General features: G+C 63.9%; 17 protein-coding genes. 6 read left to right on the plus strand and 11 right to left on the minus strand.

All coding sequences use genetic code 11. The features are described from left to right. Positions 1–332 precede the first annotated feature (332 nt). From IMX18_RS15095 to IMX18_RS15110, 4 genes are read right to left on the minus strand one after another with little or no spacing between them, the layout of a single operon-like run. On the minus strand, positions 333–1,652 hold the full coding sequence (locus tag IMX18_RS15095) for an ATP-binding protein (protein WP_054573835.1): 1,320 nt from the start codon (positions 1,650–1,652) through the stop codon (positions 333–335). After that, positions 1,649–2,317: a response regulator transcription factor gene (locus IMX18_RS15100; RefSeq protein ID WP_013971919.1), complete on the minus strand. Its 669-nt coding sequence runs from the start codon at positions 2,315–2,317 to the stop codon at positions 1,649–1,651. The genes IMX18_RS15095 and IMX18_RS15100 overlap by 4 nt, the downstream gene beginning before the upstream one ends. Continuing rightward, the gene (locus tag IMX18_RS15105; RefSeq protein ID WP_013971918.1) at positions 2,318–2,632 is read right to left on the minus strand and encodes a PepSY domain-containing protein; all 315 of its coding nucleotides are present in this window, start codon (positions 2,630–2,632) and stop codon (positions 2,318–2,320) included. It abuts the gene before it with no gap. Next, a complete protein-coding gene (locus tag IMX18_RS15110) occupies positions 2,632–2,943 on the minus strand; it encodes a PepSY domain-containing protein (protein WP_015269722.1) in 312 nt (103 codons plus the stop codon). Before IMX18_RS15110 ends, IMX18_RS15105 begins: the two co-directional genes overlap by 1 nt. A 197-nt stretch (positions 2,944–3,140) precedes the next feature. On the opposite strand from IMX18_RS15110, the gene IMX18_RS15115 reads away from it, so the two are divergent. Both IMX18_RS15115 and queD read left to right on the plus strand, forming a co-directional pair. After that, complete coding sequence (locus IMX18_RS15115; protein ID WP_100413138.1) at positions 3,141–4,220, plus strand: patatin-like phospholipase domain-containing protein; 1,080 nt, start codon at positions 3,141–3,143, stop codon at positions 4,218–4,220. A gap of 53 nt (positions 4,221–4,273) precedes the next feature. Then, positions 4,274–4,630 carry a 6-carboxytetrahydropterin synthase QueD gene (gene queD, locus IMX18_RS15120; protein ID WP_015269720.1) on the plus strand — a complete coding sequence of 119 codons (357 nt, stop codon included), beginning with the start codon at positions 4,274–4,276 and terminating at the stop codon, positions 4,628–4,630. A gap of 69 nt (positions 4,631–4,699) precedes the next feature. On the opposite strand, the gene IMX18_RS15125 is transcribed toward queD, so the two are convergent. Next, positions 4,700–5,179, minus strand: coding sequence for a DUF1289 domain-containing protein (locus IMX18_RS15125; protein ID WP_015269719.1), 480 nt, complete (start codon positions 5,177–5,179; stop codon positions 4,700–4,702). 406 nt (positions 5,180–5,585) lie between these two features. Here IMX18_RS15125 and acnB point away from each other — a divergent pair, with 406 nt between their 5' ends. Then, positions 5,586–8,195 carry a bifunctional aconitate hydratase 2/2-methylisocitrate dehydratase gene (acnB, locus tag IMX18_RS15130; protein ID WP_015269718.1) on the plus strand — a complete coding sequence of 870 codons (2,610 nt, stop codon included), beginning with the start codon at positions 5,586–5,588 and terminating at the stop codon, positions 8,193–8,195. A 208-nt stretch (positions 8,196–8,403) separates the two neighbouring features. Here the strand turns inward: acnB and prpD are convergent, their stop codons facing one another. From prpD to IMX18_RS15160, 6 genes are all read right to left on the minus strand, one after another. Further along, positions 8,404–9,888 (minus strand): 2-methylcitrate dehydratase, encoded by a 1,485-nt coding sequence (gene prpD / locus IMX18_RS15135; RefSeq protein WP_137138081.1) that lies wholly within the window; start codon positions 9,886–9,888, stop codon positions 8,404–8,406. A gap of 154 nt (positions 9,889–10,042) precedes the next feature. Beyond that, on the minus strand, positions 10,043–11,233 hold the full coding sequence (gene prpF, locus IMX18_RS15140; protein WP_054572632.1) for a 2-methylaconitate cis-trans isomerase PrpF: 1,191 nt from the start codon (positions 11,231–11,233) through the stop codon (positions 10,043–10,045). A 158-nt stretch (positions 11,234–11,391) separates the two neighbouring features. After that, entirely contained in the window at positions 11,392–13,980 is a 2,589-nt protein-coding gene (acnD, locus tag IMX18_RS15145; RefSeq protein WP_015269715.1) for a Fe/S-dependent 2-methylisocitrate dehydratase AcnD, read from the minus strand. Between the two features lie 191 nt (positions 13,981–14,171). Then, on the minus strand, positions 14,172–15,299 hold the full coding sequence (gene prpC / locus IMX18_RS15150) for a bifunctional 2-methylcitrate synthase/citrate synthase (RefSeq protein WP_015269714.1): 1,128 nt from the start codon (positions 15,297–15,299) through the stop codon (positions 14,172–14,174). A gap of 167 nt (positions 15,300–15,466) precedes the next feature. Continuing rightward, positions 15,467–16,357 (minus strand): methylisocitrate lyase, encoded by an 891-nt coding sequence (gene prpB / locus IMX18_RS15155; RefSeq protein ID WP_003259689.1) that lies wholly within the window; start codon positions 16,355–16,357, stop codon positions 15,467–15,469. Then, positions 16,354–17,070: a GntR family transcriptional regulator gene (locus IMX18_RS15160; RefSeq protein ID WP_013971909.1), complete on the minus strand. Its 717-nt coding sequence runs from the start codon at positions 17,068–17,070 to the stop codon at positions 16,354–16,356. The genes prpB and IMX18_RS15160 overlap by 4 nt, the downstream gene beginning before the upstream one ends. 329 nt (positions 17,071–17,399) lie before the next feature. On the opposite strand from IMX18_RS15160, the gene rloA reads away from it, so the two are divergent. The 3 genes from rloA to IMX18_RS15175 are packed head-to-tail and all read left to right on the plus strand — an operon-like array spanning position 17,400 to position 20,457. Then, positions 17,400–17,936: a retropepsin-like aspartic peptidase RloA gene (rloA, locus tag IMX18_RS15165; protein WP_023662146.1), complete on the plus strand. Its 537-nt coding sequence runs from the start codon at positions 17,400–17,402 to the stop codon at positions 17,934–17,936. Positions 17,937–17,941: 5 nt separating this feature from the next. Then, positions 17,942–19,477 carry an osmotic stress tolerance membrane protein RloB gene (gene rloB / locus IMX18_RS15170; protein ID WP_013971908.1) on the plus strand — a complete coding sequence of 512 codons (1,536 nt, stop codon included), beginning with the start codon at positions 17,942–17,944 and terminating at the stop codon, positions 19,475–19,477. Next, positions 19,477–20,457, plus strand: a complete 981-nt coding sequence (locus IMX18_RS15175; RefSeq protein WP_013971907.1) for an alpha-L-glutamate ligase-like protein — start codon at positions 19,477–19,479, stop codon at positions 20,455–20,457. Before rloB ends, IMX18_RS15175 begins: the two co-directional genes overlap by 1 nt. Positions 20,458–20,592: the final 135 nt, after the last annotated feature.

Raw genomic sequence — 20,592 nt, forward strand, 5'->3', positions numbered from 1 at the left:
GGGTTTCGTGGGGGAATTTTGCCGGGTGGGGTGAGATTGGGCTAATTCAAAAAAATGCGGCTGTACTGCAATTTTTTTGCAGTGGTGATATGGCCCACGGGGTCATGCTTGTCGGCTCCCACAATGGGGCTGCTTTGCAGCCCATCGCCGGCAAGCCAGCTCCCACAGGGCCCTGCACATGGCTTGAGGTCGATGCGAGCGGCGTGGGAGCAACTGTCTTGCTCAAATTCTAAAAGTTGGCGCGCTCCCACAGGTACAGCGACAACCTCGAGAGCAACGCTGTACCTGTGGGAGCTGGCTTGCCGGCGATGGGCCGCAAAGCGGCCCCGGCATTACCGAGCCTTGCGCGGCAAGTCGATGCTTACCCGCAAGCCGCCCAACGGGCTATCCAGCAGCGCCAGGCGCCCGCCCCAGGCCTCGACGATATCGCGCACGATGCCCAACCCCAGCCCGTGCCCGTCTACCTGCTCGTCCAGCCGCGAGCCGCGCTCCAGCACCTGCTGCCGCTGGCCCTCGGGGATACCGGGGCCATCATCATCGACCCACACCTGGTAGCCATCGGTACTCGGCGCGATACCCAGCCGCACCTCGCTGTCGGCCCACTTGCAGGCGTTGTCCAGCAGGTTGCCGAGCAGCTCCAGGATGTCCTCGCGGTCCCAAGGCAGCAGCAGCCCGGGCGGCACATCCCTGGCCAGCAGCAGGCCCTCGCCATGGATCATGCCCAGTGTCCCCAGCAGCCCCGGCAGCTCGACGTCGCAGTCGAACTGCGCACCAGGCAGCGCATCCCCCGCCAGGCGCGCACGGTTCAGCTCACGCGCCAGGCGCTGCTGAATCTGCTCCAGTTGCTCGCGCATCTGCACGCGAACATCCGGTAGGTCTTTCAGGCGCTCGCTGGAGGCCAGGCTCAGCAACACCGCCAGCGGCGTCTTCAATGCATGGCCCAGGTTGCCCAGGGCATTGCGCGAGCGGCGCAGGCTGTCTTCGGTATGGCTCAGCAGGTGGTTGATCTGCCCCACCAGCGGCGCCAGTTCGCTGGGCACTTCGGCATCCAGCTGCGAGCGCTGGCCCTGCTGCAACTGGGCGATCTGCTGGCGTGCCCGCTCCAGCGGCCGCAGCGAGCGAGTCACGGTGATGCGCTGCAACACCAGCACCAGGATCAGCGCCACCAGGCCCATGCCCAGGCCGATCTGCTGCAGGCGCCGGAAACCTTCGCGTACCGGTGAATAATCCTGTGCCACACTGATCGAGATGTCCTGGCCCAGGCGCCGGTAGTCGGCACGCAGGGCAAGCAGTTGCTGGCCTTCCGGGCCGAGTTCGTGGCTGTCGGAAAGGCCCGGCGCGGCGGGTTTGGGCATGTCCAGATCCCACAGCGACCGGGAACGCCAGGTGCCTTTATCGAAATCGATGCGGAAGTAATAGCCGGAAAACGGCCGCTGGTAGGCGGCCGAGATACGCCGCTCATCCAGCTGCAGGCCCGAAGGCCCGCGCACCAGGGCCACCAGCAGGTTTTCGCTTTCCTTGCGCAGGCCATTCTCCAGGTAGCGCTGCAGGCCGACCTCGAACAACCACAGGGTCAGCTGCGCAAGCACCAGGCCGACCACCACCAGCACCGCCACCAGGCCCAGGCTCAGGCGCGCCTGGATCGACTTCACGCGGCGCTCCCGGCGTAGATGTAGCCCTGCCCGCGGCGGGTCTCGATGACGCTGCGGCCCAGCTTGCGTCGCAAGTGGTTGACGTGCACTTCCAGCACGTTGGAGTCGCGCTCGGTTTCACCGTCGTAGAGGTGCTCGGCCAGGTGGCTCTTGGACAGGATCTGCTGCGGATGCAGCATGAAGTAGCGCAGCAGGCGGAACTCGGCGGCGGTCAGCTGGATATCCACGCCGTCACGGTTCACGCACTGCCGGCTTTCGTCCAGGTGCAGGCCGGCCGCTTCCAGCGTCGGCTGGTTGGCCAGGCCACGGGCACGGCGCAACAACGCCTGGATGCGCAGCTGCAGCTCTTCGGGGTGAAAGGGTTTGCTCAGGTAGTCATCCGCCCCGGCCTTCAGCCCTTCGATACGCTCGGCCCACGAGCCACGGGCAGTAAGGATCAACACCGGCGTGGCCAGGCCGGCGGCACGCCACTGGGCCAGCACCTCCAGGCCCGGCAGGCCCGGCAGGCCAAGGTCCAGGATGATCAGGTCGTAGGGTTCGCTCTGGCCCTGGTACACCGCGTCGCGGCCATCGGCCAGCCAGTCCACGGCGTAGCCCTGGCGCTGCAGGCCTGCGGTAAGTTCATCGGCCAACGGTACATTGTCCTCGACAAGCAACAGGCGCATTCAGTCGTCTTCCTCGTCTTTTAGCAGGGCACCGCTGCTGGCATCGAGTTTGATCTCGCGCACCACGCCTTCAGCTGTCAGCAACTCGACTTCGTATTCGTAGCGATTGTCGTCTTCTTCCAGCTCGGCCTCCAGCAGGCGCGCCCCGGGGTGACGCCCCAGGGCGGTTTCCAGCAGATGCTCGAGCGGCAGGATGATGCCCTTCTGGCGTAGTTCCAGGGCTTCGTCCTGATCGAGGTCTCGGGCAACGGCCAGGGAACACACGGCCAGCAGCGCCAGCGCGAAGTAGCGCGCCGGCCGCAGTAGGTGGATCATCAGTTGTCCCGCTCGTCCTTCAGCACTTCACCGGTCTTGGCGTCCAGCGCCACGTCCCATTCGACGTTCTGCGTGTCGCGCAGCTCGACCTTGTAGATGTAGCGACCGTACTCATCTTCAAGTTCCGAGTCGGTGACGGTGGCACCTGGGTGCTTGGCCACGGCGGCGGCCTTGAGTTCGTCCAGCGACTTGACGGTCTTGGCATCTACCAGCTTGACCACTTCGTCGGGCTGCACATCCTTGGCGATGGCGGAATGGGCGCCCAGGGCAAGGGCGGCGGCTACGGTGAACAGGGCAGTCATGCGTTTCATCGTTCTTCTCTCCTGAGAACTGTACAAGTTGTCTACGGGGTTAAGATTAACCACCGGTCCTTAATTCAACCTGAAAACAACTGGCGCCATGATAGCGCAGCTCCCACCCGTTCATCACAGGCCTCGGCAATGGCACAAATACCTGTGCATGCCTTGAACCCTTTACAATGACTCGCCTGCCGCCCAAGAGACCCGCCATGAGCGCCATTCACATCAAATACCCCGCCCTCACCTTCAAGGCCGGCCAACGTGCCCTGCGGCAGGTCCGCGAGCGCGGCCTGCAGGCGGCCGACGTCGGTGTGCTGCCGGGTGCGGCTGGCGGGCCGAAGCCGCTGGGCATCCAGGGCCTGGACCTGGCGCTGTTCGGTGAGTGGCTGCCGTCGGCGCCACGCCAACGTGCGCTGATCGGCGCCTCGATCGGCGCCTGGCGCTTTGCCAGTGCCTGCCTCGACGACCCGGTAGCAGGCATCCGTCGCCTGGGCGAACTGTACACCGAGCAGGATTTCGCCAAGGGCGTCACCCCGGCCGAAATCAGCCGCAGCTGCCAACACATGCTCGATGACCTGCTGCAAGGCCGCGACGGCCAGCTGCTGGCCAACCCGCACTATCGCCTGAACATCCTGGTGGTGAAGAGCCATGGCCAGCTCGCCCACGACCATCGCGGCCGCCTGGGCCTCGGCCTGGGTTCGGTGATCGCCAGCAACCTGCTCGGCCGCTCGCGCCTGGCACGGCACTTCGAGCGCATCATCCTGCACGACGGCCGCGCCACGCCGCCGCTCGACGCACTGACCGACTTCCCCTCGCGCTGCCTGCCGCTGGACCTGGCCAACCTGCGCCATGCCCTGCTTGCCTCGGGCTCCATCCCCATGGTCATGGAAGGCGTGAAAGACATCCCTGGCGCAGGTGCAGGCACCTACCGCGACGGCGGCCTGCTCGACTACCACCTCGACCTACCCTACCGCGGCGACGACCTGGTGCTGTACCCGCACTTCACCGACAAGGTCGTACCCGGCTGGTTCGACAAGGCCCTGCCCTGGCGCAAGGGCGATGCCACGCGCCTGCAGAACGTGCTGCTGATGACGCCCTCGCCGCAGTACCTGGCGGCCCTGCCCTACGGCAAGCTGCCCGACCGCAATGACTTCAAGCGTTTCATGGGCGATGCGCCTGGCCGCAAGCGCTACTGGTACAAGGCCATTGCCGAGAGCCAGCGGCTGGGCGACGAGTTGCTGGAGCTGATTGCCACCGGGCGGTTGCATGAACGCCTGCAAGCCTTGTAGCGGCCATGCTGGTAGACTGCGCGCATTCTTGATTCACATAGAGTTATGACAGCGTGGAAATCTTCAAGGAATTCACATTCGAATCGGCCCACCGCCTGCCGCACGTCCCTGCCGGGCACAAATGCGGTCGCCTGCACGGCCACTCGTTCAAGGTCGGCCTGCACCTGACCGGCCCGCTCGACCCGCACACCGGCTGGATCCGCGACTTCGCCGAGATCAAGGCGGTCTTCAAGCCGATCTACGAGCAACTGGACCACAACTACCTGAACGACATCCCGGGCCTGGAAAACCCTACCAGCGAAGTGATCGCCAAGTGGATCTGGGACCAGGTCAAGCCGCTGCTGCCGGAACTGTCGAAGGTGCGCATCCACGAAACCTGCACCAGCGGTTGCGAATATACCGGCGACTGATTTGGTAAACGCACCAGCCCATTCGCGGGCAATGCCCGCGAAGAGGCCGGCAGCTTCCCCAACAAAGCTTCAGCCCTGCCCCGCCTCCAAGGCATCGCGCAGGAAACCGGGGGCGATGTAGCGCTGGTAATGCGCCTCGGACAGCAGGAAGAACTCGCGGTCGATGGCGTCGCGCAACTGCGGCAGTTCCCAGTCGCGAAACTCCGGCAACAGCACCATGCCATAGGCTTCCAGGTCACGGATCATCCGCGCCCCGCGGGCAATCAGCTGGTACGCCCAGCAATATTCCGACTGCTGCTCGACAAAGCGGATGGAACGCTGCTCCAGTTGCTGGCGCAGCAAACCTTTGTCGAACACCTCCAGCTTGGCCATCATCACCTGCACCAGCAGCTGCTCCAGGCGCAGCCACACGGCGCGCTTCTGCGCATCGTCGTAGCCGTTCCAGCTGATCACTTCGTGGTGAAACCGCTTGCAGCCACGGCAAACCGTGTCTCCGTAAACCGTGGAGCACAGGCCGACACAAGGGGTCTTGATGGACTTGTTGGACATGAAAAACAACAGCTTGGCGATGGAACACGAACCCATGTTAGCCCTTTGTCTAACCAGGGTCACTCGTTAAAGTCATCTTCGCCGCCTTACCTTCGGGCTTTTTTTGCCGTAGAATCATCCCGCCTTTTCAAAGGCAACAATGTCCGTTGGAAGCTGTTTTCAAAGCGTCACGAGCACAGTTCATCCGGTAGAACGGCGTTGGCCCGGGCCATGCATCCCTCGCATGCCCGTGCCAGCCCTCATCAGCTCCCCGTTCTGCAGGCGTAAAACTTTGAAAGCAGCTTCTGTAAGGATTCTTTGCGACTCTGGCTGGGCGGCCCACAAAGCCGTGGCAGCGCATGGGTGCATTGAATGCTGGATGAGCGTCCCGGACCCCCTTTAGGGACCACTGATGAGGGAAATAACTGTGCTTGAAGCCTACCGCAAACACATCGAAGAGCGTGCCGCCCTGGGTATCGTGCCCCAGCCGCTGAACGCCGAACAAACTGCAGGCCTGGTCGAGCTGCTGAAAAACCCGCCGGCCGGCGAAGAAGCCTTCCTCGTAGACCTGATCACCCACCGCGTACCGCCAGGGGTCGACGAAGCTGCCTATGTCAAGGCCGCTTTCCTCTCCGCCGTCGCCAAAGGCGAAGCCAAGTCGCCTCTGATCGACCGCAAGCACGCCACCGAACTGCTGGGCACCATGCAGGGCGGCTACAACATCGAAACGCTGGTCGCACTGCTGGATGACGCCGAACTGGGCGCCGTCGCGGCCGAACAGCTCAAGCACACCCTGCTGATGTTCGATGCCTTCCATGACGTGGCCGAAAAAGCCAAGGCCGGCAACGTTCACGCCAAGGCCGTGCTGCAATCCTGGGCTGCCGGCGAGTGGTTCACCTCGCGTCCGGCCATCGCCGACAAGTACACCCTGACCGTGTTCAAGGTGCCTGGCGAAACCAACACCGACGACCTGTCCCCTGCCCCGGACGCCTGGTCGCGCCCTGACATCCCGCTGCACGCACTGGCCATGCTGAAGATGGCCCGCGACGGCATCGAGCCGCAGCAGCCTGGTTCGGTCGGCCCGCTGGCCCAGATCGAAGCGGTCAAGGCCAAGGGTTACCCGGTTGCCTACGTCGGTGACGTGGTCGGTACTGGCTCTTCGCGCAAATCCGCCACCAACTCGGTGCTGTGGTTCTTCGGCGACGACATCCCGTACGTACCGAACAAGCGCGCCGGTGGTTTCTGCTTCGGTACCAAGATCGCCCCGATCTTCTACAACACCATGGAAGACGCCGGCGCCCTGCCGATCGAATTCGACTGCACCAACCTGGCCATGGGCGACGTCATCGACGTTTACCCGTTCAAGGGCGAAGTGCGCCGTAACGGCAGCGACGAACTGGTCACCACCTTCGAGCTGAAAACCGAAGTGCTGCTGGATGAAGTCCGCGCTGGCGGCCGTATCCCGCTGATCGTCGGCCGTGGCCTGACCGAGAAGGCCCGTGCCGAACTGGGCCTGGGCGCATCAGACCTGTTCAAGAAGCCGGAGCAGCCTGCCGATTCGGGCAAGGGCTTCACCCTGGCACAGAAAATGGTCGGCCGTGCCTGCGGCCTGCCAGAAGGCCAGGGCGTGCGCCCAGGTGCCTACTGCGAGCCGAAGATGACCACCGTCGGCTCCCAGGACACCACTGGCCCGATGACCCGCGACGAGCTGAAGGACCTGGCGTGCCTGGGCTTCTCCGCTGACCTGGTGATGCAGTCGTTCTGCCACACCGCGGCCTATCCGAAGCCGATCGACGTCACCACCCACCACACCCTGCCAGACTTCATCCGCACCCGTGGCGGCGTGTCGCTGCGCCCGGGCGACGGCATCATCCACAGCTGGCTGAACCGCATGCTGATGCCTGACACCGTAGGTACCGGTGGCGACTCGCACACCCGCTTCCCGATCGGCATCTCGTTCCCGGCCGGTTCCGGCCTGGTGGCCTTCGCCGCCGCCACCGGCGTCATGCCGCTGGACATGCCAGAATCCGTGCTGGTGCGTTTCAAGGGCAAACTGCAGCCAGGCATCACCCTGCGTGACCTGGTCCACGCCATCCCTTACTACGCCATCCAGAAGGGCCTGCTGACCGTCGAGAAGAAGGGCAAGAAGAACATCTTCTCCGGCCGCATCCTCGAGATCGAAGGCCTGAACGAGCTGACCGTCGAGCAAGCCTTCGAGCTGTCCGACGCCTCTGCCGAGCGTTCCGCTGCCGGTTGCACCATCAAGCTGCCAGAGAAGGCCATCGCCGAGTACCTGCAGTCCAACATCACCCTGCTGCGCTGGATGATCGGCGAAGGCTACGGCGATGCCCGCACCCTGGAGCGCCGCGCCCAGGCCATGGAAGCCTGGCTGGCCAAGCCTGAGCTGCTGTCGGCCGACGCCGATGCCGAATACGCCGAGATCATCGAAATCGACCTGGCCGAAGTGAAAGAGCCTGTGCTCTGTGCACCGAACGACCCGGACGATGCCCGCCTGCTGTCTTCGGTACAGGGCGAGAAGATCGACGAAGTGTTCATCGGCTCGTGCATGACCAACATCGGCCACTTCCGCGCTGCCGGCAAGCTGCTGGACAAGGTCAAGGGCGGTATCCCGACCCGTCTGTGGCTGGCTCCGCCAACCAAGATGGACGCTCACCAGCTGACCGAAGAAGGCTACTACGGCATCTACGGCAAGGCCGGCGCACGCATGGAAATGCCAGGCTGCTCGCTGTGCATGGGTAACCAGGCACGTGTGCAGACCGGTTCGACCGTGGTCTCCACCTCGACCCGTAACTTCCCGAACCGTCTGGGCGACGCCACCAACGTGTACCTGGCATCGGCCGAGCTGGCCGCTGTCGCTTCGATCATCGGCAAGCTGCCGACCGTTGAAGAGTACATGCAGTACGCGAAGGACATCGACAGCATGGCTGCCGACGTTTACCGCTACCTGAGCTTCGACCAGATCGCCGAGTTCCGCGAAGCGGCAGCCAACGCCAAGATCCCGGTGGTTCAGGCGTAAGCTGAGTTGTAAGATGTAAAAGAAAGCCCCGGCAGAAATGTCGGGGCTTTCTTGTTTTGCCCGCACCAGCCGAGATCCCTGTAGGAGCAGCCTTGCGCTGCGAAGAGGCCAGCAAGGCGACAGACTCTCCTGAGCTTTAATGGCCTCTTCGCACCGCAAGGCTGCTCCTACAGGGGTTGCACAGGCCTTGAGCGCTGTGCAGGCCGACTCAGATCACGAACAGGTCGACAAACCTGTGCACCGCCATCTGCTCCAGCTTCTGCTGGTCCTTGCACACATCCACGATCTCCCCACACCGCTGCCGCGCAAAGCGCGTCGCCAGGTTTTCCCTGAACTTGGCCTCCAGCAACGGTATGCCCTCCCCTCGCCGCCGGCGATGCCCGATCGGGTATTCCACCACCACCTGCTCGGTACTGCTGCCATCCTTGAAGAACACTTGCAGTGCGTTGGCGATCGAGCGCTTGTCCGCCTCCAGGTACTCACGGCTGAAGCGCGGGTCTTCAACCACCTCCATCTTCTCGCGCAGGCGGTCGATGCTTGGGTGATTGGCATGGAAGGCATCTTCATAATGCTCGGCCACCAGATGACCGAAAATCAGCGGCACTGCCACCATGTACTGCAGGCAGTGGTCGCGGTCAGCGGCATTGGCCAGCGGACCGCTCTTGGAAATGATGCGGATCGCCGACTCCTGGGTGGTGATGACGATACGGTCGATTTCGTGCAGGCGGTTACGCACCAGTGGGTGGAGGGCTACCGCCGCCTCGCAGGCAGTCTGAGCGTGGAACTCGGCGGGGAAACTGACCTTGAACAGCACGTTTTCCATCACATAGCTACCCAGGGCCTGCGGCAAGCGCAGCTCTTGCTGCCCGGCAGGCTTGAGCGCCAGGTCCTTGTTGGTGTGACTGAACAGCACATCGTAGAAGCCCCACTGCGGCGCGGTGAGCACGCCAGGCACGCCCATCTCGCCACGCAGGGCGATATCGGCCAGGCGCACGCCACGGCTGGAAGCGTCACCAGCGGCCCACGATTTGCGCGAGCCAGCGTTGGGTGCATGGCGGTAGGTACGCAGCGCCTGGCCGTCGACGAAGGCATGGGAAAGAGCGCTCAGCATCTGCTCACGGTTGGCCCCCATCAGCCTCGCACACACCGCGGTTGAGGCCACCTTGACCAGTATCACGTGGTCGAGGCCAACGCGGTTGAAGGCGTTTTCCAGCGCCATCACGCCCTGAATCTCGTGAGCCATGACCATGGCTTCGAGCACATCACGCATCAGCAGCGGTGCCTCACCTGCGGCCACGTGCTTCTGCGACAGGTGATCGGCAACGGCCAGGATGCCGCCAAGGTTATCCGAGGGGTGGGCCCATTCGGCGGCCAGCCAGGTATCGTTGTAGTCCAGCCAGCGCACCGTGCAGCCGATGTCCCAGGCAGCCTTGACCGGGTCGAGGCGGTAGGCGGTGCCGGGCACGCGGGCGCCGTTGGGCACCACGGTGCCTTCCACCTGGGGGCCTAACAACTTGGTGCATTCGGGGAAGCGCAGGGCCAGCAGGCCGCAGCCGAGGGTATCCATCAGGCAGTTGCGCGCGGTATCCAGGGCTTCGGCGGATTCGACCCGGTACGTGAGGGCGTAATCGGCGAGGGTTTGCAGCACCCGGTCATAGTCTGGGCGGGCGTTGAGGTCTACGTTGGCGCTCATATCCAGCTCCCTTCAGAATTGCCGGGGCTGCTTTGCAGCCCTTCGCGACACAAGGCCGCTCCTACAGGTACCGCGCACACCGTGTAGGAGCGGGCTTGCCCGCGAAGGGGCGCAAAGCGGCCCCAACGAACTAAAGCCGAGCGCCAGTGGTGCGTTAGAAGCTATCGCCAGGCACGCGAACCCAGCCCTCCATCAGCACGCGAGCACTGCGGCTCATGATTGCCTTGGTCACTGTCCATTCACCATTCACCTGGCGCGCCTCGGCCCCCACCCGCAGGGTGCCCGAGGGGTGGCCGAAACGCACGGCGCTGCGCTCGCCCCCGCCTGCGGCGAGGTTGACCAGCGTGCCCGGAATGGCCGCCGCGGTACCGATGGCCACCGCGGCCGTCCCCATCATTGCATGGTGCAGCTTGCCCATCGACAAGGCCCGTACCAGCAGGTCGATATCACCTGCCTGCACCGCTTTGCCACTGGACGCAGTGTAGGTGCTCGGCGGCGCGACGAAAGCCACTTTCGGCGTGTGCTGACGCCCGGCAGCCTGGTCGACGTTGTCGATCAGGCCCATGCGCACGGCGCCATGGGCGCGAATCGTCTCGAAGCGCAGCAGCGCCTGCGGATCGCCGTTGATGGCGTCCTGCAGTTCGGTGCCGGTGTAGCCGATATCCGCCGCATTGACGAAGATGGTCGGGATGCCGGCATTGATCAGGGTCGCCTTGAACGTACCGACACCCGGCACCTCGAGGTCATCGACCAGGTTGCCGGTGGGGAACATCGCCCCGCCGTCGCCATCTTCATCGGCCGCCGGATCTAAGAATTCCAGCTGCACCTCGGCGGCCGGGAAGGTCACCCCGTCCAGCTCGAAGTCGCCGGTTTCCTGCACTTCACCTTCGGTGATCGGCACATGGGCGATGATGGTCTTGCCGATGTTGGCCTGCCAGATGCGCACGGTGGCGATGCCATTGCGCGGAATGCGCGCCGGGTCGACCAGGCCGCTGCTGATGGCGAACGAACCGACCGCGGCGGAGAGGTTGCCGCAGTTACCGCTCCAGTCGACGAAGGCCTTGTCGATGCTGACCTGGCCGAACAGATAGTCGACGTCGTGCTCAGGCTTGATGCTCTGCGACAGGATCACGGTCTTGCTGGTGCTCGAAGTGGCACCGCCCATGCCGTCGATCTGCTTGCCGTAAGGGTCGGGGCTGCCGATCACCCGCAGCAGCAGTGCGTCGCGGGCCGGGCCGGGGATCTGCGCCTGCTCGGGCAGGTCTTGCAGGCGGAAGAACACGCCTTTGCTGGTGCCGCCACGGATGTAGGTGGCGGGGATTTTTACTTGCGGTACATGAGCCATGGATGTGCTGTCCTGTCTGATAGACATGAAAACCCAGGGCTGCCATGCAGCCCATCGCCGGCAAGCCAGCTCCCACAGGAACCCAGCTGGCTGCAGGATTGTGCAATCCCTGTGGGAGCTGGCTTGCCGGCGATGGGCCGCAAAGCGGCCCCCTGCAATTAGGCGGTCGCTTCCAGGAAGTCCTGGGCGAAGCGTTGCAGCACCCCGCCGGCCTCGTAGATCGACACTTCCTCGGCGGTGTCCAGGCGGCAGGTCACCGGCACCTCCAGGCGCTCGCCGTTGGCGCGGGTGACCACAAGGGTCAGCGTCGCCCGCGGCGTACGCGCGCCCAGCACGTCATAGGTTTCGCTGCCATCCAGGCCGAGGGTCTTGCGGTCGGTGCCCGGCTTGAACTCCAGCGGCAGTACGCCCATGCCCACCAGATTGGTACGGTGAATACGCTCGAAGCCTTCAGCGACGATCGCCTCGACACCGGCCAGGCGCACACCCTTGGCCGCCCAGTCACGGGACGAACCCTGGCCGTAGTCGGCACCGGCGACGATGATCAGCGGCTGCTTGCGCTCCATGTAGGTCTCGATCGCCTCCCACATGCGGGTGACCTTGCCTTCCGGCTCGATACGCGCCAGCGAGCCCTGCTTCACGCTGCCGTCTTCCTTGCGCACCATTTCGTTGAACAGCTTGGGGTTGGCAAAGGTGGCGCGCTGGGCGGTCAGGTGGTCGCCACGGTGGGTAGCGTAAGAGTTGAAGTCCTCCTCCGGCAGGCCCATCTTCGCCAGGTACTCGCCGGCAGCACTGTCGAGCATGATGGCGTTGGACGGCGACAGGTGGTCGGTGGTGATGTTGTCCGGCAGCACTGCCAGCGGGCGCATGCCGCGCAGGGTCCGTTCACCGGCCAAGGCACCCTCCCAGTACGGTGGGCGGCGGATGTAGGTGCTCATCGGGCGCCAGTCATACAACGGCGCCACCTTCGGCCCACGGTCTTCCTCGATGGCGAACATCGGGATGTACACCTTGCGGAACTGCTCCGGCTTGACCGCGGCACGTACCACGGCGTCGATTTCTTCGTCGCTGGGCCAGATATCCTTGAGGCGGATTTCCTTGCCATCGACCACGCCCAGTACATCCTTTTCGATGTCGAAGCGAATGGTACCGGCGATGGCGTATGCCACCACCAGTGGCGGCGAAGCGAGGAAGGCCTGCTTGGCATACGGGTGGATGCGCCCGTCGAAGTTGCGGTTACCCGACAGCACGGCAGTGGCGTACAGGTCACGGTCGATGATCTCTTGCTGGATCACCGGGTCCAGGGCACCGGACATGCCGTTGCAGGTGGTACAGGCGAAGGCGACGATGCCAAAGCCGAGCTGCTCAAGCTCCTTCTCCAGCCCGGCTTCTTCCAGGTACAGCTGCACGGCCTTGGAACCAGGCGCCAACGACGACTTGACCCACGGCTTGCGGGCCAGCCCCAGTTTGTTGGCATTGCGCGCCAGCAGGCCTGCGGCAATCACGTTGCGCGGGTTGCTGGTGTTGGTGCAGCTGGTGATGGCAGCAATGATCACCGCGCCATCTGGCATCTGCCCTGGCACTTCTTCCCAGCTGCCGGCGATGCCTTTGGCCGCCAGGTCGCTGGTGGCGACGCGGGCATGCGGGTTGGACGGGCCGGCCATGTTGCGCACCACGCTCGACAGGTCGAAGCTCAGCGTGCGCTCGTAGACTGCACCGCCCAGGCTGTCGGCCCACAGGCCGGTGGCCTTGGCATAGGTTTCCACCAGCTTGACCTGTTGCTCTTCGCGACCGGTCAGGCGCAGGTAGTCGATGGTCTGCTGGTCGATGGCGAACATCGCCGCAGTGGCGCCATATTCCGGGGCCATGTTGGAAATGGTGGCGCGGTCGCCCAGGGTCAGGGCACGTGCACCCTCGCCGTGGAACTCCAGGTAGGCGCCGACGACTTTCTGCTTGCGCAGGAATTCGGTCAGGGCCAGCACCAGGTCGGTGGCGGTGATGTTCGGCGCCAGCTTGCCGGTCAGCTCGACGCCGACGATTTCCGGCAGGCGCATCCACGAGGCACGGCCGAGCATCACGTTCTCGGCCTCCAGGCCACCCACGCCGATGGCAATCACGCCCAGGGCGTCGACATGCGGGGTGTGGCTGTCGGTGCCGACGCAGGTATCCGGGTAGGCCACGCCACGGTCGTTGTGGATCACCGGCGACATCTTCTCCAGGTTGATCTGGTGCATGATGCCGTTGCCCGGCTGGATCACGTCGACGTTCTTGAACGCCTTCTTGGTCCAGTTGATGAAATGGAAGCGGTCTTCGTTGCGGCGGTCTTCGATGGCGCGGTTCTTTTCGAAGGCCTGCGGGTCGAAACCACCGCACTCGACGGCCAGCGAGTGGTCGACGATCAGCTGCACCGGCACCACAGGGTTGACCTGGGCCGGGTCGCCGCCTTTGTCGGCAATGGCGTCACGCAGGCCGGCGAGGTCGACCAGTGCAGTCTGGCCGAGAATGTCGTGGCACACCACGCGGGCCGGGAACCACGGGAAGTCGAGGTCGCGCTTGCGCTCGATCAGCTGGCCCAGCGAGGCGTCGAGGGTAGCCGGGTCGCAGCGGCGCACCAGGTTCTCGGCGAGTACGCGAGAGGTGTAAGGCAGGCCATCGTAGGCGCCGGGCTTGATGGCCTCGACCGCCGCGCGGGCATCGAAGTAGTCCAGGTCGGTGCCTGGCAGGTGCTTGCGGAATGCAGTGTTCATATCGTTATCAGGCTCGGTCACGGTACGGTCGTGGATAGCTTTCTAGTTGCAGCCCTGTGTCAGCTGTTCCGGCCTCATCGCCGGCAAGCCGGCTCCCACAGGTATTGCACTGCTCCTGAGGCTGGTGCAGTCCCTGTGGGAGCCGGCTTGCCGGCGATGAGGCCGGAACAGACCCCCACAGGTACGGCCTGTCAGCGCTGTTCGATCGGCACGAACTGGCGCTGCTCGACGCCGACATACTCGGCGCTCGGGCGGATGATGCGGTTGTTGGCGCGCTGTTCGAAGACGTGCGCCGCCCAGCCGGTCAGGCGCGAGCAGACGAAGATCGGGGTGAACAGCTTGGTCGGGATGCCCATGAAGTGGTACGCCGAGGCGTGGTAGAAGTCGGCGTTGGGGAACAGGCGCTTCTGCTCCCACATGGTCTTGTCGATGGCTTCGGAGACCGGGTACAGCACCTTGTCACCGACTTCGTCGGCGAGCTGTTTCGACCAGCCCTTGATCACCTCGTTGCGCGGGTCGGACTCTTTGTAGATGGCATGGCCAAAGCCCATGATCTTGTCCTTGCGCTCGAGCATGCGCAGCAGCTCGGCAGTGGCTTCCTGCGGGCTCTGGAAGCGTTCGATCAATTCCATCGCCGCCTCGTTGGCACCGCCGTGCAGCGGGCCGCGCAGGGAGCCGATGGCAGCGGTGACGCAGGAGTACAGGTCGGACAGGGTCGAGGCACAGACGCGAGCGGTGAAGGTCGAGGCGTTGAACTCGTGCTCGGCGTAGAGGATCAGCGACACGTTCATGACCTTGACGTGCAGCTCGCTCGGCTTCTTGCCGTGCAGCAGGTGCAGGAAGTGGCCACCGAGGGTGTCTTCGTCGCTGGTGCAGTCGATACGCACGCCATCGTGGGTGAAGCGATACCAGTAGCACATCACCGCCGGGAACAGCGCCAGCAGGCGGTCGGTCTTGTCGCGCTGGGCCTCGAAGGTCAGTTCGGGCTCCAGGGTACCCAGCACCGAGCAACCTGTGCGCATCACGTCCATCGGGTGGGCGTCACGCGGGATGCGCTCGAGCACTTCCTTCAGGGCTTGCGGCAGGTCGCGCAGGCCCTTGAGCTTGCGCTTGTAGTCGGCCAGTTCGGCTTTGTTCGGCAGCTCGCCGTACAGCAACAGGTAGGCGACTTCCTCGAATTCGGCACCGGCTGCCAGGTCACGCACATCGTAACCGCGGTAGGTCAGCCCGGCACCGGCCTGGCCCACGGTCGACAGCGCGGTCTGGCCGGCCACCTGGCCGCGCAGGCCTGCGCCACTGAGTACTTTTGCTTCGGCCATGGTGTTTCTCCTTTCTTGAACTTGTTATGGATTCTTTCTGGCTAATTCGGGGGTGGCTGTATCGGCCCTATCGCCGGCAAGCCAGCTCCCACAATGTCCTGCACAGGGCTCGAACCTTGTGCGGTACCTGTGGGAGCCGGCTTGCCGGCGATGAGGCCCTCACAGGCTCAACCTTTTTTCTGGGCAAACAGCGCATCGAGGCTCTGCTCGAAGGCGTGGTAACCAATGGCATCGTAGAGCTCCATGCGGGTCTGCATGGTGTCGATCACGTTCTTCTGCGTGCCGTCGCGGCGCAGCGCGGTGTACACGTTCTCGGCTGCCTTGTTCATGGCGCGGAACGCCGACAGCGGGTACAGCACCAGCGACACGTCGACCGAGGCCAGCTCCTCGGTGGTGTACAGCGGCGTGGCGCCGAACTCGGTGATGTTGGCCAGGATCGGTGCCTTCACCCGGTCGGCGAAGGTCTTGTACATCTGCAGCTCGGTGATGGCTTCAGGGAAGATCATGTCGGCACCGGCCTCGACGCAGGCGGCGGCGCGGTCCAGGGCGGCGTTCAGGCCCTCCACGGCCAGGGCGTCGGTACGCGCCATGATCACGAAGCTGTCATCGGTACGGGCATCGACTGCGGCCTTGATGCGGTCGACCATTTCCTGCTGGCTGACGATTTCCTTGTTCGGGCGGTGGCCGCAGCGCTTGGCGCCAACCTGGTCCTCGATATGGATGGCGGCAGCGCCGAACTTGCTCATCGAGCGCACGGTACGGGCGACGTTGAAGGCAGAGGCACCGAAACCGGTGTCGACATCCACCAGCAGCGGCAGGTCGCACACGTCGGTGATGCGGCGCACATCGGTGAGTACATCGTCCAGGCCGCTGATGCCCAGGTCCGGCAGGCCCAGCGAACCGGCGGCGACGCCGCCACCGGACAGGTAGATGGCCTTGAAGCCGGCGCGCTTGGCCAGCAGGGCATGATTGGCATTGATGGCGCCAACCACCTGCAGCGGATGTTCAGCGGCAACGGCGTCGCGGAAACGCTGACCGGGGGTGCTCTTCACAGTCATTTCTCACCTCGTGGGCTGTTGTTGTGGGCGTCCAGATAGTGACGCTCGATATTGCGCTTGGACGCGCCGATGTGGCGGCGCATCAGAAGTTCGGCCAGCTCGCCGTCACGGTCGGCGATGGCATCGAGAATGCGGTGGTGTTCGGCAAAGGCCTGGCGCGGCCGGTTGGGCGTGGCGGAAAACTGGATGCGGTACATGCGCACCAGCTGGTACAGCTCGCCGCAGAGCATCTTGACCAGGGTCTGGTTACCGCTGCCCTGGATGATCCGGTAATGAAAGTCGTAGTCGCCTTCCTGCTGGTAATAGCCCAGGCCGGCCTGGAACGCGGCATCGCGCTCGTGGGTGTCGAGCACCCGGCGCAGTTCGTCGATGTCGGCCTGGCTCATGCGTTCGGCGGCCAGGCGGCAAGCCATGCCTTCCAGCGATTCGCGAATTTCGTACAGCTCGATCAGTTCGGCATGATTGAGCGACACCACCCGCGCCCCCACATGCGGCACGCGCACCAGCAGGCGCTGGCCTTCGAGGCGGTGGATGGCCTCGCGCAGCGGCCCGCGGCTGATGCCATAGGTACGCGCCAGCTCCGGCTCGGAAATCTTGCTGCCGGGGGCGATATCGCCCTTGACGATGGCCGCCTGGATGCGCCGGAAGACGTTTTCGGACAAGGTTTCCGTTTCGTCTGTCAGCACCGGGCTGGGGGTGGATAGGTCCTGCATATTGTCGACACCTTGAAAATCTCTTTGCCAGAAATTAGCGAATTAGACCGAAGCAGTCAAAGACAAAATCAATATTGTCGACAATCGTCTAAGAACGAACTAATGCCAGCCCGGTGCTGTCAGATCGCGCACCGCTGGCGTCAAGGCGCCGGCGTGATAGAATGCCGCGCCTCCGATGGAGTATGGATAGCCTGTCTGTCATCCATTCATGCTGTTGACAGATGAACGAGGAAGCTTGCGCAGTCGCTGCCAGTCGCCTTGCCCTGAACACGGCTCTGAACATGGCTTTGAAAACAGCCCCGAACCTTGCACTGCACCGCGCCAGGAATATGAGACTTACACCCGCATCATTGCTGCTCTGCCTCACCCTGCTGCCGGCCCTTGGCCAGGCCGCAGGCAAGACCGTGTACGGTCTCAACGAATATGCACGCCTGGGCGACCTGGACCTGGAAGTGGCCGCCAAGCTCGACACCGGCGCCAAGACCGCGTCGCTCAGCGCCCGCGACATCAAGCGTTTCAAGCGCAACGGCGAAAGCTGGGTGCGCTTCTACCTGGCCATCGACGCCGCCCATTCGCACCCTATCGAACGCCCGCTGGCACGCGTAAGCAAGATCAAGCGCCGGGCCGGCGACTATGATGCTGAATCGGGCAAGGCCTACACCGCGCGCCCGGTCATCGAACTTGAAATCTGCATGGGCCAGGCCATGCGCACCATCGAAGTCAACCTCACCGACCGCAGCGCCTTCCAGTTCCCGCTGCTGATCGGCTCCGAGGCGCTCAAGCACTTCGACGCGCTGGTCGACCCAAGCCTTAAATACGCGGCCGGCAAACCTGCCTGTGCCACCGACGCTCCCAAAGCAGAGTAATCCCGATGCGCTCTCTTACCCTCCATCTGAAAGTCCTGATCACCGTGCTGGTGCTGTTGGGCGTGGCGGTCACGGCTTATCAGATCTTCGTACTCGGCATCCCGGTAACCGAGGATGAAACCGACGACCTGTGGAACATCGACGCCAAGGTCGAGTTCGTGGCCAGCACCAAGGACCCGGTCAAGGTGCAGATGTTCGTGCCACCGCTGAACCGCGACTACGTCAGCCTCAACGAGAGCTTCATCTCCAACAACTACGGGGTGAGCGTCAACCGTGCCGACGGCAACCGCAAGGTTACCTGGTCGGCCCGCCGCGCCAGCGGCAACCAGACCCTCTACTACCGCCTGGTGCTGACCAAGCGCTACAGCAACGAGAAGACCACGGTCAAAGGCCCGACCTTCCGTGACAGCCTGGCAGTGGAAGGCCCCGAAAAGATCGCCGCCGAGGCCCTGATGGCGCCGATCCGCCAGCATTCGGCCGACGTCGAGACCTTCGTCAGCGAGACCATCAAGCGGGTCAACAACCTCAACGACGACAACGTCAAGCTTCTGCTGGCCGGCGACACCTCGGCCATGAAGAAGGCCCAGGTCATCGACCTGCTGCTGTCGATCGCCCACGTACCGATGGAGAAGGTGCACACCATCCGCCTGGTGGCCGACACCCCGCAAACCCCGGAACTGTGGCTGCGCAGCTTCAACGGTACCGACTGGCTGTACTTCAACCCGGACACCGGCGAGCAGGGCCTGCCCAGCGATCGCCTGCTGTGGTGGACCGGTGACGACAACCTGATCACCGTCGATGGCGGCAAGAAGGCCAACGTTACCTTCAGCATGAACAACAGCGAGATGAACGCCATCCGTCTGGCCAAGCTGACCGACGAGAATACCGACGCCGACTTCCTAGAATATTCGCTGTACGGCCTGCCGCTGCAGACCCAGCAAACCTTCATGATCATGGTGATGATCCCGATCGGTGTGCTGGTGATCCTGGTGCTGCGCAACCTGGTCGGCCTGCAGACACTGGGTACCTTCACCCCGGTACTGATCGCCCTGGCCTTCCGCGAGACCCAGCTGGGCTTCGGTATCGTGCTGTTCACGGTAATCACCGCCCTGGGCCTGTCGCTGCGCTCGTACCTGGAACACCTGAAGCTGCAGATGCTGCCACGCCTGTCTGTGGTACTGACCTTCGTCGTGGTGCTGATTGCCGCCATCAGCCTGTTCAGCCACAAGCTGGGCCTGGAGCGCGGGTTGTCGGTAGCGCTGTTCCCGATGGTGATCCTGACCATGACCATCGAGCGCCTGTCCATCACCTGGGAAGAGCGTGGCGGCGGCCATGCCATGAAAGTGGCCATCGGCACCCTGTTCGCCGCTTCCCTGGCGCACCTGTTGATGATGGTGCCGGAGCTGGTGTACTTCGTGTTCACCTTCCCGGCCGTGCTGCTGATCCTGGTGGGCTTCATGCTGGCAATGGGTCGCTACCGCGGCTACCGCCTGACCGAGCTCGTGCGCTTCAAGGCATTCCTGAAGAAGGCTGACGCCTGATGTTTGGCCTGATCAAGACGTGGAAAGCCCTGGAGGCCCGGGGCATCATGGGTATCAACCGGCGCAACGCGGACTACGTGCTGAAGTACAACAAGCGCCACCTGTACCCGATCGTCGACGACAAGATCATCACCAAGGAGCGCGCCCTGGCGGCCGGCATCCATGTGCCGGAAATGTACGGCATCATCGAGACCGAGAAAGAGATCGAGAAGCTCGACCAGATCATCGGCGGGCGCAACGATTTCGTCATCAAGCCGGCGCAGGGCGCTGGCGGTGACGGCATCCTGGTGATCGCCGACCGCTTCGAGGACCGTTACCGCACGGTATCGGGCAAGATCATCAGCCACGAGGAGATCGAACACCAGATCTCGAGCATCCTCACCGGCCTGTACTCCTTGGGCGGCCACCGCGACCGCGCACTGATCGAGTACCGGGTCACCCCCGACCAGATCTTCAAGAGCATCAGCTACGAAGGCGTGCCGGACATCCGCATCATCGTGCTGATGGGCTACCCGGTGATGGCCATGCTGCGCCTTCCGACCCGCCAGTCCGGCGGCAAGGCCAACCTGCACCAGGGCGCCATCGGCGTGGGTGTCGACCTGGCCACCGGCGTTACCCTGCGCGGCACCTGGCTGAACAACATCATCAGCAAGCACCCGGACACCACCAATGCGGTGGATGGCGTGCAGTTGCCGAACTGGGACGGTTTCATGAAGCTGGCGGCCGGCTGCTACGAGCTGTGCGGCCTGGGCTACATCGGTGTCGACATGGTGCTGGACCAGGACAAGGGGCCGCTGATCCTCGAACTCAACGCCCGCCCGGGCCTGAACATCCAGATCGCCAACGACTGCGGCCTGACCCAGCGCACCCACGCCATCGAGGCGCACCTGGAAGCGCTGGCCAAGGATGGCATCAGCGAAGATGCCGAACAGCGCGTGCGAGTATCGCAAGGTTTGTTCGGGCACGTGCATCCGCGCTAGCAACCCGGGGGGCCGCTTTGCGGCCCATTCGCAGCACAAGGCTGCTCCTACAGGTTTACGCTATCTCCTGCAGGAGCAGCCTTGTGCTGCGAATGGGCTGCAAAGCAGCCCCCCGGCGCCAAACACAATGTTGAA

Source organism: Pseudomonas shirazica (assembly GCF_015168335.1).
Classification (GTDB): domain Bacteria; phylum Pseudomonadota; class Gammaproteobacteria; order Pseudomonadales; family Pseudomonadaceae; genus Aquipseudomonas; species Aquipseudomonas asiatica.

What these genes read in the sequence shown, in the direction of transcription:
- IMX18_RS15100 (WP_013971919.1), bottom strand. Translation starts at nt 2,317, where the DNA reads ATGCGCCTGTTGCTTGTCGAGGACAATGTACCGTTGGCCGATGAACTT.
- IMX18_RS15105 (WP_013971918.1), bottom strand. Translation starts at nt 2,632, where the DNA reads ATGATCCACCTACTGCGGCCGGCGCGCTACTTCGCGCTGGCGCTGCTG.
- IMX18_RS15110 (WP_015269722.1), bottom strand. Translation starts at nt 2,943, where the DNA reads ATGAAACGCATGACTGCCCTGTTCACCGTAGCCGCCGCCCTTGCCCTG.
- IMX18_RS15115 (WP_100413138.1), top strand. Translation starts at nt 3,141, where the DNA reads ATGAGCGCCATTCACATCAAATACCCCGCCCTCACCTTCAAGGCCGGC.
- IMX18_RS15125 (WP_015269719.1), bottom strand. Translation starts at nt 5,179, where the DNA reads ATGTCCAACAAGTCCATCAAGACCCCTTGTGTCGGCCTGTGCTCCACG.
- prpD (WP_137138081.1), bottom strand. Translation starts at nt 9,888, where the DNA reads ATGAGCGCCAACGTAGACCTCAACGCCCGCCCAGACTATGACCGGGTG.
- prpF (WP_054572632.1), bottom strand. Translation starts at nt 11,233, where the DNA reads ATGGCTCATGTACCGCAAGTAAAAATCCCCGCCACCTACATCCGTGGC.
- acnD (WP_015269715.1), bottom strand. Translation starts at nt 13,980, where the DNA reads ATGAACACTGCATTCCGCAAGCACCTGCCAGGCACCGACCTGGACTAC.
- prpC (WP_015269714.1), bottom strand. Translation starts at nt 15,299, where the DNA reads ATGGCCGAAGCAAAAGTACTCAGTGGCGCAGGCCTGCGCGGCCAGGTG.
- prpB (WP_003259689.1), bottom strand. Translation starts at nt 16,357, where the DNA reads ATGACTGTGAAGAGCACCCCCGGTCAGCGTTTCCGCGACGCCGTTGCC.
- IMX18_RS15160 (WP_013971909.1), bottom strand. Translation starts at nt 17,070, where the DNA reads ATGCAGGACCTATCCACCCCCAGCCCGGTGCTGACAGACGAAACGGAA.
- rloA (WP_023662146.1), top strand. Translation starts at nt 17,400, where the DNA reads ATGAGACTTACACCCGCATCATTGCTGCTCTGCCTCACCCTGCTGCCG.
- rloB (WP_013971908.1), top strand. Translation starts at nt 17,942, where the DNA reads ATGCGCTCTCTTACCCTCCATCTGAAAGTCCTGATCACCGTGCTGGTG.
- IMX18_RS15175 (WP_013971907.1), top strand. Translation starts at nt 19,477, where the DNA reads ATGTTTGGCCTGATCAAGACGTGGAAAGCCCTGGAGGCCCGGGGCATC.